This window comes from Pseudomonas viridiflava (assembly GCF_003702045.1).
GTDB classification, from domain to species: domain Bacteria; phylum Pseudomonadota; class Gammaproteobacteria; order Pseudomonadales; family Pseudomonadaceae; genus Aquipseudomonas; species Aquipseudomonas viridiflava_C.
This window is the reverse complement of record NZ_RBTP01000012.1, coordinates 85529-99548: the sequence shown is the minus strand read 5'-3', so window position 1 is coordinate 99548 and position 14020 is coordinate 85529. Positions and strand designations below refer to the sequence as shown.

Genomic DNA, 14020 nt, shown 5'->3' with positions numbered 1-14020 from the left:
GCGAGCAGCTTTGTGTGCGTTAACTAAGGACGGTAGTTTTCATGAAAGATGCATTCACCACTCGACAGACCTCTGTCACCTCCCTTCGTCATTCCATCAGGGCGATCAACCGCGCCTCCTGCGGGGCATTGGCTGTCTATCTCGCCACCATGAGCGTTGCCCAGGCGGCGCCTTATGCAGAAGCCGGACAACCGGGCAACGCTGCCAGTTGGCGCAGTGCCGAGTTCAATGCCGACTGGGGCCTGGGCGCTATCAACGCCGACCAGGCCTATGCGGCTGGCTACACCGGCAAGGACATCAAACTGGGGATTTTCGACCAGCCGGTCTACGCGCCGCACCCGGAATTCTCGGGCACGAACAAAGTGGTCAATCTGGTCACGAGCGGCATTCGCGAGTACACCGACCCCTACATTCCGGTGAAGGCTGGCGACGCGTTTCGTTACGACGGCGCGCCCACCCTGGACTCGGGTGGCAAACTGGGTAACCACGGCACGCATGTGGGCGGTATCGCAGGCGGCAGTCGCGATGGCGGGCCGATGCATGGCGTTGCCTTCAACGCTCAGATCATCAGCGCCGACAACGGCGATCCAGGCCCCGAAGACGGCATCGTGCTGGGCAACGACGGCGCGGTGTATCAGGCCGGGTGGAATGCACTGGTCAACAGCGGCGCGCGACTCATCAATAACAGTTGGGGCATTGGCATCACCGACCGGTTTGATCAGGGCGGCAAGGATCCGGCGTTTCCGCACTTCACCGTGCAGGATGCGCAACTGCAATTCGACCAGATTCGGCAGATCCTCGGCACGCGTCCAGGTGGCGCGTATCAGGGCGCTATCGACGCGGCACGCAGCGGCGTGGTGACGATCTTCGCAGCAGGCAACGACTACAACCTGAACAACCCCGACGCAATGGCCGGGCTGGGCTATTTCGTGCCGGAAATCGCGCCGAACTGGCTGACGGTTGCGGCGCTGCAAATAAACCCGAATGCGGCCGCTGCCGCGACGACGCCCTACACGCTGAGTACGTTCTCCTCACGTTGCGGCTATACCGCCAGTTTCTGCGTCTCGGCACCGGGCACACGGATCTTCAGCTCGGTCATCAATGGCAACAGCCTCGAAAACCTGACTAACGACTGGGCCAACAAGAACGGCACGTCGATGGCTGCTCCCCATGTGGCGGGCAGCATGGCTGTGCTGATGGAACGCTTCCCCTACATGACCGGCGCACAAGTGGCCGATGTATTGAAGACCACCGCCACCGACCTGGGTGCGCCGGGCGTTGATGCCCTGTACGGCTGGGGCATGATCAACCTGGGCAAGGCCGTCAACGGCCCGAGCATGCTGGTGACCGAGGCGGATATTCCAGCCGAGTTTCGTATCGACGGGGCCTACGGTGACAGCCAGTTCGTTGCCGACCTGCCGGGAATCGGTGCGGTGGTCGACGCGGGCAAGCCGACACAGCGTACGTGCAGCGGACCTCAGTGCGGACTGGACGTCTGGAGTAACAACATTGCCGGGCATGGCGGCCTGACCAAACAAGGCATCGGCACGCTGGTCCTGACCGGGGCTAATACCTACAGCGGACCGACGCTGGTCAATCAGGGTCGTCTGGCCATCAACGGCTCGCTTGCCTCGGCGGTGACCGTCAATGAAAACGGTGTACTGGGCGGCAACGGCAGCGTTGGCGCGCTGACCGCCAACCGTGGTGGTACTGTCGCGCCGGGCAATTCGATCGGCACACTGCAAGTGGCCGGCAATCTGCTGTTGGCGCCGGGCTCCACGTACGCGGTCGAGCTGTCTCCCGTCGGCAGCGACCGCCTGGTGGTCGGCGGTCAGGCCACCGTGACCGGGGCCAACATGGCCTTGTCCCTGGAGAACGACCCATCGCTGCTGAACGGCAGCCAGACCGGCAGCGTGCTCAACCGCCCGTTCGATGTGCTGCAGGCGGCAGGTGGCGTTCAAGGCCAGTTCGGCTCGGTGTTGACGGGTTCTACGTTTCTGGACGGTAACCTGACCTACACCGGCACCGGTATCACACTGGCAGTCGAGCGTAACGGCGACAGTTTCGCCAGCGCGGCTCAAACCTCCAATCAGCGCAGCGTGGCGTCGGCCGCCGAGCAATTGGGTGCAGGCAATGCGGTTTACGAGAGCATCGCACTGAGCCCGGACACTGCCACGGCCCGTCGTGCGTTTACGCAATTGTCGGGGGAAGTGCATCCGGCCATCGCAACGCAACTGATCAATGACAGCCGTCAGTTGCGCGATGCCGTAGGGGATCGTTTGCGGGTCGAAGGCCTGTACGACCAGCCTGCGCCGGGCAGTGCCGACAACAACGTCTGGGTCAAGGCGCTGGGTGCCTGGGGCAAGAACAGCGGTAGCAGCGACGGTGCCAGCTCAACGTCCTCGCTGGGCGGCCTGCTCGCAGGGGTCGACGGTCTGATCAGCGACCACACGCGTCTCGGCGCAATGGCCGGTTACAGCGACACGTCGTTGAGTCTGGGTGATGACACCCATTCGCGAGCCTCGGCAGACAGCTATCACCTGGGTGCGTACATCGGGCATGAGCAGGGCGCGATGCGTCTCACAGCGGGCGCATCTCACAGCTGGCATCGAATCGACGTAAAGCGTGACCTGCAGTTCGGTGCGTTCTCGGACCGTCAGAAGGTCAAGCGTGATGCGCAGTCCACTCAGGTCTTCACCGAGGCCGCGTACCGCCTAAACCTGCAACCGCTGGCGCTGGAGCCGTTCGCCAACCTGGCATATGTGCATCTGGACAGCGACAGCTTCACCGAAAAAGGCGGCGCGACGGCACTCAAGGGGAGCGACGATACCCGCGACACCGTGCTGTCTACGCTGGGTATGCGCGCAGGCAATCGCTTCAACCTCAACGACACCCAGAAACTGGACGTTTCGGCGACCCTGGGCTGGCAGCACAACCTCAGCGATACCTCGTCCGAACAACACCTGGCGTTTGCCAGCGGGGTGAACACGTTTGCGGTGCAAAGCGTTTCGATGGACCGTGATGCGGCAGTGGTTGGCGCACGCGCAAGTCTTGCATTGGGCAAGGACGCACGGGTCAATCTGGACTACAACGGCCTGCTGGGTTCACGCGACAAGACGCATGGCGTCGGCCTGTCGCTGGACTGGCAGTTCTGATTACTGAAACAACGCTCCCCCCGTGGGAGCGGACTTGTCTGCGAATACTGTATTCCAGTCGCTGAACCTTCACCGACTGTACGGCCCTTTCGCGGACAAGTCCGCTCCTACGGAAATGCTGTTCACTTAAGGAAAAACGGCGCTCCCCCATAAAGGGTAAAGCGCCGTTTTTCTTAGGCTTCGCCGCAGTACCGAAAAGCGAAAGCCTTCGGTCAGCGGCTTCAGTGAACAGCATTACGCGCCTACGGCCCTTTTTTGCCGCACGACAGCGCTATGTCGAAGACGTTACGAGGTCACCCACAACCCGGGCAAACACAGCGCATGTGTCACGCAGCAGAAACCTGACCTGCTACTCCTCCACTGCCTCTTCTGCCCCGAAAACATCCGCCCGTCCTGATTATCCGCCTCATTGGAAGATGTGAAAATTTTGTTAAGTATTTGTGCGCGTAGGCTTTTTCCGACAGAAACAATCTGTCACACTAACGCGAATCATTCTTATCAACATTATCATGCAGCCACGGAAGGCGTTCAGGGAGTGTCAGGTCATGTCGGGCCAGCAACTGCAAAGCCGTTTTCGTTTCACGCCATGCCTGTTGGCCATCGGCATCGGGATCGCAACCTCTCAAGGGGTTTTCGCCGCAGAACCCCAACCCGAGCAAGCGACCGGCACGCTGGAACTGGGCGCTACCGAAATCAGTGATGACCGTCTGGGAACGACCACCGAAGGCTCCGGTTCCTACACCACCGGCGTTATGCAGACCGCTACCAAACTGCCCCTGAGCATGCGCGAAACACCACAAGCCGTGACCGTGATCACTCGCCAACGCATGGACGATCAGGCCATGACCAGCGTCAACGACGTGGTCAGGAACACCCCCGGCCTGTTTCTCAGCCAGGCCAGCGGACCGGGCCGACAAACGTACACGTCGCGCGGGTTCGACATCGACAACATCATGTACGACGGCATTCCTGCCTCGTATTCCGGCTTTACGGCGGGCGTGCAGCCGAACCTGGCGATGTTTGACCGCGTTGAAGTGATCCGCGGCGCAACCGGTTTGATTACCGGCGCAGGCAACCCCTCGGCGGCGATCAACATGGTGCGCAAGCGTCCGACCGCCGAACCCCAGGTCACCCTCACCGGCAGCACCGGAAGCTGGGACAACTACCGGGGTGAATTCGACGCCTCCAGCAAACTGAACGACAGCGGCACGCTGCGTGGCCGTGTGGTCGGTTCCTATCAGGACGCCAACAGCTTTCGCGACAAGGAAGAGAGTGATCATGGCCTGTTTTATGGCGTGGTCGAAGCGGACCTGAGCGACGCAACCACCGCCACGCTGGGCTACTCGCGTCAGGAAGACGAAACCAACTTCTTCTGGGGTGGCCTGCCGCTGGGCACCGATGGCCATCACCTTAACCTGCCCCGCTCCACCTACCCCGGCTCCGACTGGGAAAAGAAGAAGCTGCAGATCGACACCGTGTTCGGTGAACTGGAACACCGATTCGACAACGACTGGAAACTGCACCTGGCGGGCACCGCCTCCTCACTGGACGCCCTGTTCTCGGGCACCTACCTGTCGCGCTACAACGGCCCGCTGGAAACCACGGCGTACCAGTCGCGCCCTGAAGAAAAACAGACCGCTTTCGACGCCTTCGCCAGCGGCCCATTCCAGGCGCTGGGCCGCACCCACGAACTGGTGATCGGTGCCAGTCGGCGCGTTTACGACAAGGACAGCAAGGAATACAGCCCTTACGACACCGGCCTGCCGATTGCCGCGCCGAAGCCGAACTTCGTACGCGACGGCAACCTGCACAGCGTCGCTACTCAGGAAGGCGTTTACCTCACCACACGTTTGAGCCTGGCCGATCCTTTGACGTTGATTCTCGGTGGTCGCCTGGACTGGTACGACTATGACGATCGCACGGGCGATGGCGACTACAAGGTCACCAAAAACGTCACGCGCTATGGCGGCCTGATCTACAAGCTGGACGACACCTATTCCGTGTATGCCAGCTACACCGACATATTCCAGCCACAGAGCTATCAGGATTTGTCCGGCGGGCAGCTCAAGCCTGTTATCGGTGAAAATTATGAAGTCGGCATCAAGGGTGAGTATTTCAACGGCGCTCTCAACGCCAGTCTGGCGGTGTTCCGCACTGACCAGACCAACCTCGGCACCCAGGCCTCCACGCAGGCAGGCTGCCCGGTGCTCACCTGTTACGACGCATCGGGCCTTGTGCGCAGCCAGGGTATCGACATGGAGTTGCAAGGCGCTCTGACCGAGAACTGGCAAGTCGGCGCGGGCTACACCTTCACCCGTGCCCACTACATGAAGGATGCCGACCCTGCGAACAAGCACCAGCGCTTCGACACCGACACACCTGAACACCTGTTCAAGGTGTCATCCATGTACCGCTTTCAAGGCCCGCTGGAAAAACTGCGCGTGGGTGGCAACGTCTATTGGCAAAGCCGCATGTACAACGACATTGCCCTCACCGACGGCAGTTATCGCCTCGAACAAGGCAGCTACGCCGTGGCGGATTTGATGGCCGGTTATCAGGTCAACAAGCATCTGGACCTGCAACTGAATGCAAACAACGTCTTCGACCGGGTTTATTACGCCGCGATTGGCACCAGTTCCGTGTGGGGATCGACCGATACGTATGGCGACCCGCGCAACTACACGCTGACGGCGAAATACTCGTTCTGATCGGCCAGCGAGCAAGGGCGGGCCTGGATGTCCGCCCAATGCTCTCCTAAAAATCCACTCGGCAAGCCCAACGGGTGATTACTGCTCGCGGTAAGGCACCACCTCATCCGGCCCAAGGTAGATCGGAACACGCCAGCCGACATCACGTAATGACCGCTGGACCTGATCTTGAACCCCCAACAGCCACGCGAAAATAGCCATGCGCACGGCGATTCCATTGTCGGTCTGTTTGAAAATGGCCAGCCGCGAGTCGAGGTTCAGGTCGGTACTCAAATCATTAGCATCCGGCCTCGAATCCCTGGGCAACGGGTGCATGATCAGGGTATTGGCCCCGCACACCGCATTCACCAAGGCCTGATTGACCTGAAAGTCAGCGCTGTACCCTTCGAGCGTTTCCTGTTCGGCAAAACGCTCTTTCTGAATGCGCGTCGCGTAAACCACATCGGCACCTTTCAAGCCATTCGCCAAATCCTGGGTTTGCTCGATTCGATGCCCCTTGTCGGCAAGGTACTGCACCAGATGCTCGGGCAGCGCCAGGCTGGCTGGCGAGACAAGCGTGAACGTCAGGTTGCGGTAGAGCGCCAGCAGCTTGCTCAACGAGTGCACGGTGCGCCCGTATTTCAGGTCGCCGACGAAGGCGATATGCGCACCATAGACCAGTTTGTCGAGCCGTGAAAACTCGCGCTGGAGGGTGTAGAGGTCCAGCAAGGCCTGACTCGGATGTTCGCCCGGACCATCGCCTGCGTTGACCACCGGAACGTGAGTGGCCTCGGCAAATTCGGCGACCGCGCCCAATTCAGGGTGGCGCACAACGATGATGTCGGCGTAGCCACTGATGACTCGGCTGGTGTCAGCAACGGACTCACCCTTGGCCATCGATGAAAAGGTGAAACCGGTGGTGTCGCAGACCGACCCGCCGAGCCTGGCAAACGCCGAGGCGAAACTCAGCCGCGTACGCGTGCTGGCTTCAAAAAACAGGTTCGCCAGCACAGCGCCTTCCAGCACACGCGTGGTTTTCTGACGACGGGCAACCGGTTGCATCATGTCGGCGATGCGCAGCAACGCTTCTACCGACTCACGGGTATAGGTTTCGACCGATAGCAAATGCCGGGCAACCTCCTCGTTGCCGTGCGGCCTTGAGTCTGCCCGCTGCAAGGCATTGGCGTTGCCTTTCAGAATCTCTAGAACGAAGCGTTGCGCGATGTCTGGCATCTTGCGCATTTCGGCGGATTCATCAGGCAGTAACCAACTGTCGAGCGCACGGCGCGAAACACCCAGACGTTGGGCGAGCGCGTCACGGGTGAAGTTGAGGCGACGCATGGCGTCTCGGAGGAAGACTTGTTGGGACATGTGGAAGACCGGTTCGTATCTACACGCGGCGTATACTCAGCCTCTTTACATGGCAATTCAAGCGTATACACAGGTTTAGCGGGCAGCTCTGCGTCCCATTGGTACTGGCGACGCAGATAGACAGGCAATCAGCCCAAGACTTCAAACAGGAGAGATCGGCAACTCACGCTTGTGGGCGGTCTTGAGGTAAGCGGCTTCGATGATCGCCGCCGCCGATGCCGAGACGTCCTTGCCCAACAAGTAGTTGTCGATGTCGTCATAGGTACAGCCATACGCCACTTCGTCCAGCTTGCCCGGCGCCAGGTCTTCGAGGTCGGCCGTCGGAGGTTTGCTGACGAGGTGCGAAGGAGCGCCCAATGCGCCTGCGAGCAAACGGACTTGCCCCTTGGTGAGGCCGCTCAGCGGCGCGAGGTCGCAGGCGCCATCGCCAAACTTGGTGAAGAAGCCCATCACAGCTTCCGCAGCGTGATCAGTGCCGACCACCAGCCCACCGACGAAATTGGCGATCGCGTATTGCGCCAGCATGCGAGTACGCGCCTTGACATTGCCCTTGGCGAAATCGGTCTGCTCGGGGCTTGGCGCCAGACCATCGATGGAGATTTCGCTCATCACACTGTCCACAGCCCCGCCGATGTTCACACTGGTGATGAGGTCTGGCTGGATGAAACTCATTGCTGCCTGGGCATCATGCTCGTCGGCCTGGGTTTTATAGGGCAGCCGCACGGCGACGAACCTGACGTCATGTCCAGCCGCTTTCAACTCGTTGACCGCCAACTGGCACAAGCGCCCGGCGGTCGAGGAATCGACGCCGCCGCTGATGCCCAAGACCAGCGCTTTCATGCCGGACTTGAGCAGCACGCCCTTGATGAATTCGACGCGCCGGACGATTTCGGCGCTCACGCTGTCAGCGTCGGTGATGCCACGGTCAATGCCCAGGGCTGACTGGATCTCGGCTTGCAGACGGGTTTGCGTATTCATGATGTCCTCACTCCTTAACCTGAAAAACCTGCTTGAGGTACGACAAAAATTCGGGGGATTCGCATTGGCTCTTGCCGGGGGCGTCGGAAATCTTCGCCACGGGCTGGCCCTGGCAATTGACCATCTTCATCACGATGCTCAAAGGCTTCACGCCCTCGACGCCGTTGGTGAGATCCGTGCCGATACCGAACGACACGTTAATGCGACCTCGGAAGTGACGCAGGATTCGCAACGCTTTGTCGCCCAGATTCAGGCCGTCACTGAAGATCAGTGTCTTGGTCTGCGGATCGATGCGCAGCGACTCGTAGTGCGCGATCATGCGATCACCCCACACCAGCGGATCACCCGAGTCGTGACGGCAGCCGTCGAACAGCTTGGCGTAGTACGAGTCGAAATCGCGCAGGAAAGCGTCCTGATTGATGCAGTCGGCCAAGGTCAACCCCGGGTCGCCGCGGTACTCCTTGATCCAGCCATCCAGTGCCGCTTTCTGGCTATCGACCAGCCGTGGCCCCAGTTGCTGGTGCGCCTGAAACCATTCGTGAGCCTGCGTGCCCACGGCGCGGATATTGAATTCGCGGGCCAACTGAATGTTGCTGGTGCCAACGAACTCACCGGGAAAATCACGCATCATGGTGCGGACGACTTCTTCTTGAGCCAGGTAGGAAATTCGCCGACGCGTGCCGAAATCGGCGACTTTGAACGACGCCAGCTCTTCGGTCGTGGCGTTGGCCTTCAGCCAGTCGAACTTCTTGTAAAGGCTTTCACGCACCTGCTCCAGGGACAGATCCGGGTAGACGTGACGGTTACGAATCTCGCTGACGATGGCCAGAATCTTGACCTCGAACGGCGAGACGCCCACCCACGGACCGCGAGCCCGAATCTCAAGCTGGCCGTTATTCTCGCCGACCTTGACGAAGCGCGGCTTGAGGCGGAAGTCTTCCAGATAGTCGATGTAGTCCGTGCTGATGTAAGGAATGCCGCGCAGATGACGCAGCATGTCTTGACTGCTTTCCAGCTCCTGAAGCTGATCGACCGCTTCGCGGATTTCGCTGATGTACGGCGTCAGATCGTCCTGGGAGCGAACCCGCAACGCCCATTCGGTATCGGCGCTGGGATAGGCGTGGTAGATCGCTTGCCCCATCGACAGTTTGTACATGTCGTCGTCGGTCGGCGAGCGCACGATCGGTTTGCTGAAGTCGTAAACACTTTCCATGTCTTTCTCCCAGGCCTCAGGCCAGTTCGGTCAATTCTTGCGGACTATTGGCAATCAGAATGCCGGCCTTCTCCATCTCGGCCAGTGCCGCCAGTGAACCCTCTTCGCTGATACCCCGGCAGGCAGGCACATACAGCACCACGACGAATCCGGCGCTGACCAACTGCAGGGCAGTGGTCTTGACGCAGAAATCAAGCGCCAGGCCGCCGACGATCACGCGCTCGATACCGTTGGCTCTCAGGTATTCGATAACACCGGTAGACAGCTTTTCATCCAGATCATGCCAAACCGCGCCGTAAGGATGCAGATCCGGCTCAACGCCCTTCCAGACGAAGTAGTCGTATTCCAGCGGCTGGGGCAGCTCATCCAGCAGCTTGAACCCTTCGGTGCCAGGGATGCAGTGGCTTACCCACGTCAGGTCGGCATGCTTGAGCCCGGTCGGCTGGAGCATCCGGTCGTGGGTTTCAACGACCCAGGGAGCGTTGACGGCGTGAGCGTCCTTGCTGCCCAGACGCAGGCGGGCAAGGGTTGCCATGAAGTTGAGCGCGGCCCCGATCTGATCGCCCCCGCTGACAGGAAGCTCGTCAGGGCACAGCGGTGTGAAACTCTTTTGGGCATCGACATCGAATGAAGCGGTCTTGATCGTGTTGGCATTCATGATGTGTTCCTCGTTTGCATGACCATAAAGTACACCTGATGTACTTTATGGTCAACGCCAATTTCAATCTATTTTCACGTGAGCCCTATTGATCCTTTTAATTGCTATAAGAAGGCCTGAAAGATGAGATGCCATGCAAAAATGCCGATTGATCATTAAGTACATCTAGTGTACTTTTTAATCCAAAGGAGAACGCCATGTACGAGATCGCTGTCTACGGTGGAGCATTCAATCCACCCCACGCGGGCCATGCCAATGTCATGATTCACGCCTCCCGACAGGCAAGGCTCACGCTGGTGGTGCCGTCTTACCAGCACCCCTACGGTAAGGTCATGGTGAATTACGAGCTTCGTCTCCAGTGGCTGCGCCTGATTGCAGACAACGTCCGCAATCAGTGCGGCGGTGAGCTGTTGGTCAGCGATATCGAACTCGAACTTTTCAGCCAGAGCCCGGGACCTGTCTACAGTTTTAACCTGCTGACATGCCTTGCGAATACTACAGGCTGCATGCCGAAGAGCATTGCACTGGTGGTCGGTCAGGACGTGGCTGACGCCCTGCCCGGTTTTTACCTGGGTCCCGAGCTGCTTGAAACCTTCTCGGTGATCATCGCCCCTGAACAGGTTGGCGTACGCAGCACCGACGTGCGCAAGCAACTGCTGGAAGGCGTCCCGCTCCCGACTCATTGGATTGCGCCGGGTCTTGATCCGGTAAACTACGACATTTACGCCTCAGGTGCCGTTTGACATGAGCCAGACCGAACACGACACCCCACCGAAGATGGACTATCTGCACACCATCGACCTCGTGGTCCTGCGCTACTGCCGCAAGACTCAAGCGCTTCAGGTCCTGCTGCACAAACGCCCTGGTGAGCCGTTTGCAGAAAGTTGGGCGCTGCCGGGCCTGGTGCTCAACGGCACTGTGCGCGACGTGTCGATGGATGCCGGTGTCAAACGCCTGATCGAGTCGGAAAAGATCGGCGTCAGGCTCGGCTACATCGAACAGGTCGGCACAGTGGGCAACGCGTTCCGTGACCCCAGGTGCTGGTCATCCTCAACGTTTTACATCGCCATTCTCGATCAGGACGCAGTGCTGAACGAACGACAGACATTCGTGCCGCTTCACGCCCTGCTCAGCCGCGAAAGCCTGCTGCCTTTCGACCACAACGAGCTGATCGATCAAGCGGCCGAACGCTTGCACTCCAAATCACTCTACTCAAGCCTGCCCTTGCTGTTTCTGGGCGACGAATTCAGCGCACCGGAAGCGACAGCCATTTATTCCGTGGTGTTGAATCGGCCCGTTCTGAAATCCAGCATGCGCCAGCGGCTGATCAAGCTGACGGAAGAAGGCTACATAAAGGAAACCGGGCGCAAGAAGTCCGGCGGAGGCATCAAGGCGCAGGCCACGGTCGAAAACCTCAAGCCTGGCAAGATTTTCTACTTCGACCGTTCGTTTGCCTGAACAAACCGGTTGGCCCGCTCTCATGGTGATACACACGTTCTTATGGAGCAATACGATGCTTGAATGTGGGAGCGGACTTGTCCGCGAATACTGCGTTTCAAACGCTGCATCTTTGTCGGCTGTACCAGCTTTGGCGAACAAGTCCGCTCCCACGGCCGCAATCGTGCCCACTCTAAATGCTCATCGCGACTTCCGTATAACGATGAATGGCCAGCCAAGGAAATGCACATGAACGCGTCCACGAAAGCACCTGTTGTCACAACTCTTTTGAGCACCCGTTTCTTTGATGTCATAGACGTCAATGACGGAACGCGGCCGACCGGGCAAGGCTATAAGATCATCAAGGAACCCAAGCCCATTAACGGCGTCGTGGTGGTGCCCGTTCTGCCGGATGGGCGCGTGGTGCTGGCCTCGCTGATGCGCCGCGCTATCGGTCAGATGTCGATCGAGTTCCCACGAGGCAAAATCGACGACGATGAAACCCCTGTTGAAGCCGCCGTGCGCGAGCTGCTTGAAGAAACCGGCATGGCAGCCTTGAATACCACTGAGATCGGCACGCTGCACAGCAACACCTCGTTATTGGCGAGCGCTGTATCGGTGTGTATCGCCGACGTGTCGGGCGCCGTCGGCGCTGACACCGATGGCGAGGTCGATAACATCATGATCAAGAGCATCGAGGAGGTTCAGCACATGATCCTAAGGGGTGAAATCACGGACGGTCATACGCTGTCCGCCTTGACCCTGCTGAGTTGTCAGGCTGCAACCCGATGAGCGTATACATCGCACAGCCTCTTTCGGACCCCGCCTGAATGAAAGCACCTCATCGTTTGTGCCTGGTCCTCGGCGACCAACTGTCGTTCGAACTGGCTTCGCTACAGGATCTGAGCGCCGAGCGCGGCACCGTGCTGCTGGTCGAGGTGATGGAGGAAGCCAGCCATGTGCCCCATCACCCACAAAAGATCATCCTGATCTTCAGTGCCATGCGTCATTTCGCGCAAGCGCTGCGCGAGCGTGGTTTTCAGGTGCAATACGTCGCCCTCGATGACCCGGACAACACCGGGTCGGTGCCCGGTGAACTGCAACGCTGGCACTCATTGCTGGAGCCGGATCAGCTGCACATCACCGAGTGCGGCGACTGGCGGCTTGAGCAGTCAATCAAAGACACAGGGCTGCCAATCCACTGGCAGGCCGATGGCCGTTTCCTGTGCTCGCGCACCGAATTCTCGGCCTGGGCGCAGGGCAAGAAGCAGCTGCGTATGGAATTTTTCTACCGCGAAATGCGCCGCAAGAGCGGGCTTCTGCTCAATGGCGACGGCACGCCAGTGGGCGGTGCCTGGAACTTCGACGCCGAAAACCGCAAGGCGCTGCCCAAAGGCGTCACGGCACCCTACCCCGCACGCTTTGCGCCAGACACTATCACCCGAGATGTCATGACGCTGGTAAAGGCGCGTTTCTCCAGCCACTACGGCGCGGTGGACACGTTCGACTACCCGGTGACTCATGGCGATGCCCAGGCACTTTGGGCCTACTTTCTGGATTTCGGCCTGGCCGCATTCGGTGACTATCAAGACGCGATGGCCAGCAACGAGCCGTTTCTATTCCACGCCCGTATCAGCGCAGCGCTGAACATCGGCCTGCTGGACGTGCGTCAGGTGTGCAGCGATGTGGAGGCCGCTTACTGGTCAGGCCGGATTGCCCTGAACGCCGCCGAGGGTTTCATTCGGCAATTGATCGGCTGGCGCGAATACGTACGCGGCGTCTATTGGCTGAAGATGCCGGAATACGCCACCGGCAACCGGTTCGGCAACACCCGGGCGCTTCCAGAGTTCTACTGGACCGGCGACACGAAGATGAACTGCATGCGCCAGGCCATCGGCCAAAGCCTGGAATACGCCTATGCACACCACATCCAACGGCTGATGGTAACCGGCAACTTCGCCCTGCTCGCTGGCATTACGCCGACTGACATCTGCGACTGGTATCTGGCGATCTACATGGACGCGTTCGACTGGGTCGAACTGCCCAACACCCTGGGCATGGTCATGCACGCCGACGGCGGTTACCTAGGCTCCAAACCCTACTGCGCCAGCGGCCAGTACATCAAGCGCATGTCCAATTACTGCCGCGACTGCCACTACAAGGTGAGCGAAAGCACCTCGGAAAACGCCTGTCCGTTCAACGCGCTGTACTGGCATTTTCTGATGCGCCACGGCGATATTTTGCGCAGCAATCAACGTCTGGGCATGGTGTACAAGAACCTGGATCGCATGCAGGACGCCAAACTGGATGCCCTCTGGGATCGCGGCCAGACACTGCTCGCCAGGCTGGACGCCGGAGAGTCGCTGTGAAAAAAAGCGAGCTCCCCGTCAAGACCTGCGTGGTGTGTGGTCTGCCGTTCGCATGGCGCAAAAAGTGGGCGCGCTGTTGGGATGAGGTGCGCTACTGCTCGGAGCGCTGTCGGAGGCAAAAAGCAAAACCTGCATCGACAGACTGACAAAGA

General features: G+C 59.6%; 11 protein-coding genes. 7 read left to right on the top strand and 4 right to left on the bottom strand.

Translation table 11 applies throughout. From position 1 onward, the window contains the following. The first annotated feature begins 41 nt into the window (after positions 1–41). Together ALP40_RS02615 and ALP40_RS02610 are read left to right on the top strand one after the other, a co-directional pair. Positions 42–3155, top strand: coding sequence for an autotransporter domain-containing protein (locus ALP40_RS02615; RefSeq protein WP_122206732.1), 3114 nt, complete (start codon positions 42–44; stop codon positions 3153–3155). Between the two features lie 545 nt (positions 3156–3700). Beyond that, entirely contained in the window at positions 3701–5863 is a 2163-nt protein-coding gene (locus ALP40_RS02610) for a TonB-dependent siderophore receptor (protein WP_122206731.1), read from the top strand. A 78-nt stretch (positions 5864–5941) separates the two neighbouring features. Here the strand turns inward: ALP40_RS02610 and ALP40_RS02605 are convergent, their stop codons facing one another. The 4 genes from ALP40_RS02605 to ALP40_RS02590 form a co-directional block, all read right to left on the bottom strand. Continuing rightward, positions 5942–7213, bottom strand: coding sequence for an aspartate carbamoyltransferase (locus ALP40_RS02605; RefSeq protein ID WP_122206730.1), 1272 nt, complete (start codon positions 7211–7213; stop codon positions 5942–5944). Positions 7214–7354: 141 nt separating this feature from the next. Further along, positions 7355–8191: an ammonia-dependent NAD(+) synthetase gene (gene nadE / locus ALP40_RS02600; protein WP_122206729.1), complete on the bottom strand. Its 837-nt coding sequence runs from the start codon at positions 8189–8191 to the stop codon at positions 7355–7357. A 7-nt stretch (positions 8192–8198) separates the two neighbouring features. Continuing rightward, the gene (gene pncB, locus ALP40_RS02595; protein WP_122206728.1) at positions 8199–9404 is read right to left on the bottom strand and encodes a nicotinate phosphoribosyltransferase; all 1206 of its coding nucleotides are present in this window, start codon (positions 9402–9404) and stop codon (positions 8199–8201) included. A 16-nt stretch (positions 9405–9420) separates the two neighbouring features. Next, positions 9421–10062: a nicotinamidase gene (locus ALP40_RS02590; protein WP_122206727.1), complete on the bottom strand. Its 642-nt coding sequence runs from the start codon at positions 10060–10062 to the stop codon at positions 9421–9423. Between the two features lie 197 nt (positions 10063–10259). Here ALP40_RS02590 and ALP40_RS02585 point away from each other — a divergent pair, with 197 nt between their 5' ends. The 5 genes from ALP40_RS02585 to ALP40_RS02565 all read left to right on the top strand — a co-directional run bounded on the left by ALP40_RS02585 (position 10260) and on the right by ALP40_RS02565 (position 14014). After that, the gene (locus ALP40_RS02585) at positions 10260–10805 is read left to right on the top strand and encodes an adenylyltransferase/cytidyltransferase family protein (RefSeq protein WP_122206726.1); all 546 of its coding nucleotides are present in this window, start codon (positions 10260–10262) and stop codon (positions 10803–10805) included. 1 nt (position 10806) lies between these two features. Beyond that, the gene (locus ALP40_RS02580; RefSeq protein ID WP_122206725.1) at positions 10807–11520 is read left to right on the top strand and encodes an NUDIX hydrolase; all 714 of its coding nucleotides are present in this window, start codon (positions 10807–10809) and stop codon (positions 11518–11520) included. 228 nt (positions 11521–11748) lie between these two features. Next, the gene (locus ALP40_RS02575) at positions 11749–12291 is read left to right on the top strand and encodes an NUDIX hydrolase (protein ID WP_122206724.1); all 543 of its coding nucleotides are present in this window, start codon (positions 11749–11751) and stop codon (positions 12289–12291) included. A gap of 38 nt (positions 12292–12329) precedes the next feature. Beyond that, positions 12330–13868 (top strand): cryptochrome/photolyase family protein, encoded by a 1539-nt coding sequence (locus ALP40_RS02570; protein ID WP_122206723.1) that lies wholly within the window; start codon positions 12330–12332, stop codon positions 13866–13868. After that, positions 13865–14014, top strand: coding sequence for a DUF2256 domain-containing protein (locus ALP40_RS02565; protein ID WP_122206722.1), 150 nt, complete (start codon positions 13865–13867; stop codon positions 14012–14014). The genes ALP40_RS02570 and ALP40_RS02565 overlap by 4 nt, the downstream gene beginning before the upstream one ends. Positions 14015–14020 lie beyond the last annotated feature (6 nt).

Coding starts and splice junctions, on each gene's coding strand:
- ALP40_RS02590 (WP_122206727.1), bottom strand. CDS start 10,062: ATGAATGCCAACACGATCAAGACCGCTTCATTCGATGTCGATGCCCAA.
- ALP40_RS02570 (WP_122206723.1), top strand. CDS start 12,330: ATGAAAGCACCTCATCGTTTGTGCCTGGTCCTCGGCGACCAACTGTCG.
- ALP40_RS02610 (WP_122206731.1), top strand. CDS start 3,701: ATGTCGGGCCAGCAACTGCAAAGCCGTTTTCGTTTCACGCCATGCCTG.
- ALP40_RS02615 (WP_122206732.1), top strand. CDS start 42: ATGAAAGATGCATTCACCACTCGACAGACCTCTGTCACCTCCCTTCGT.
- ALP40_RS02585 (WP_122206726.1), top strand. CDS start 10,260: ATGTACGAGATCGCTGTCTACGGTGGAGCATTCAATCCACCCCACGCG.
- nadE (WP_122206729.1), bottom strand. CDS start 8,191: ATGAATACGCAAACCCGTCTGCAAGCCGAGATCCAGTCAGCCCTGGGC.
- pncB (WP_122206728.1), bottom strand. CDS start 9,404: ATGGAAAGTGTTTACGACTTCAGCAAACCGATCGTGCGCTCGCCGACC.
- ALP40_RS02575 (WP_122206724.1), top strand. CDS start 11,749: ATGAACGCGTCCACGAAAGCACCTGTTGTCACAACTCTTTTGAGCACC.
- ALP40_RS02605 (WP_122206730.1), bottom strand. CDS start 7,213: ATGTCCCAACAAGTCTTCCTCCGAGACGCCATGCGTCGCCTCAACTTC.
- ALP40_RS02580 (WP_122206725.1), top strand. CDS start 10,807: ATGAGCCAGACCGAACACGACACCCCACCGAAGATGGACTATCTGCAC.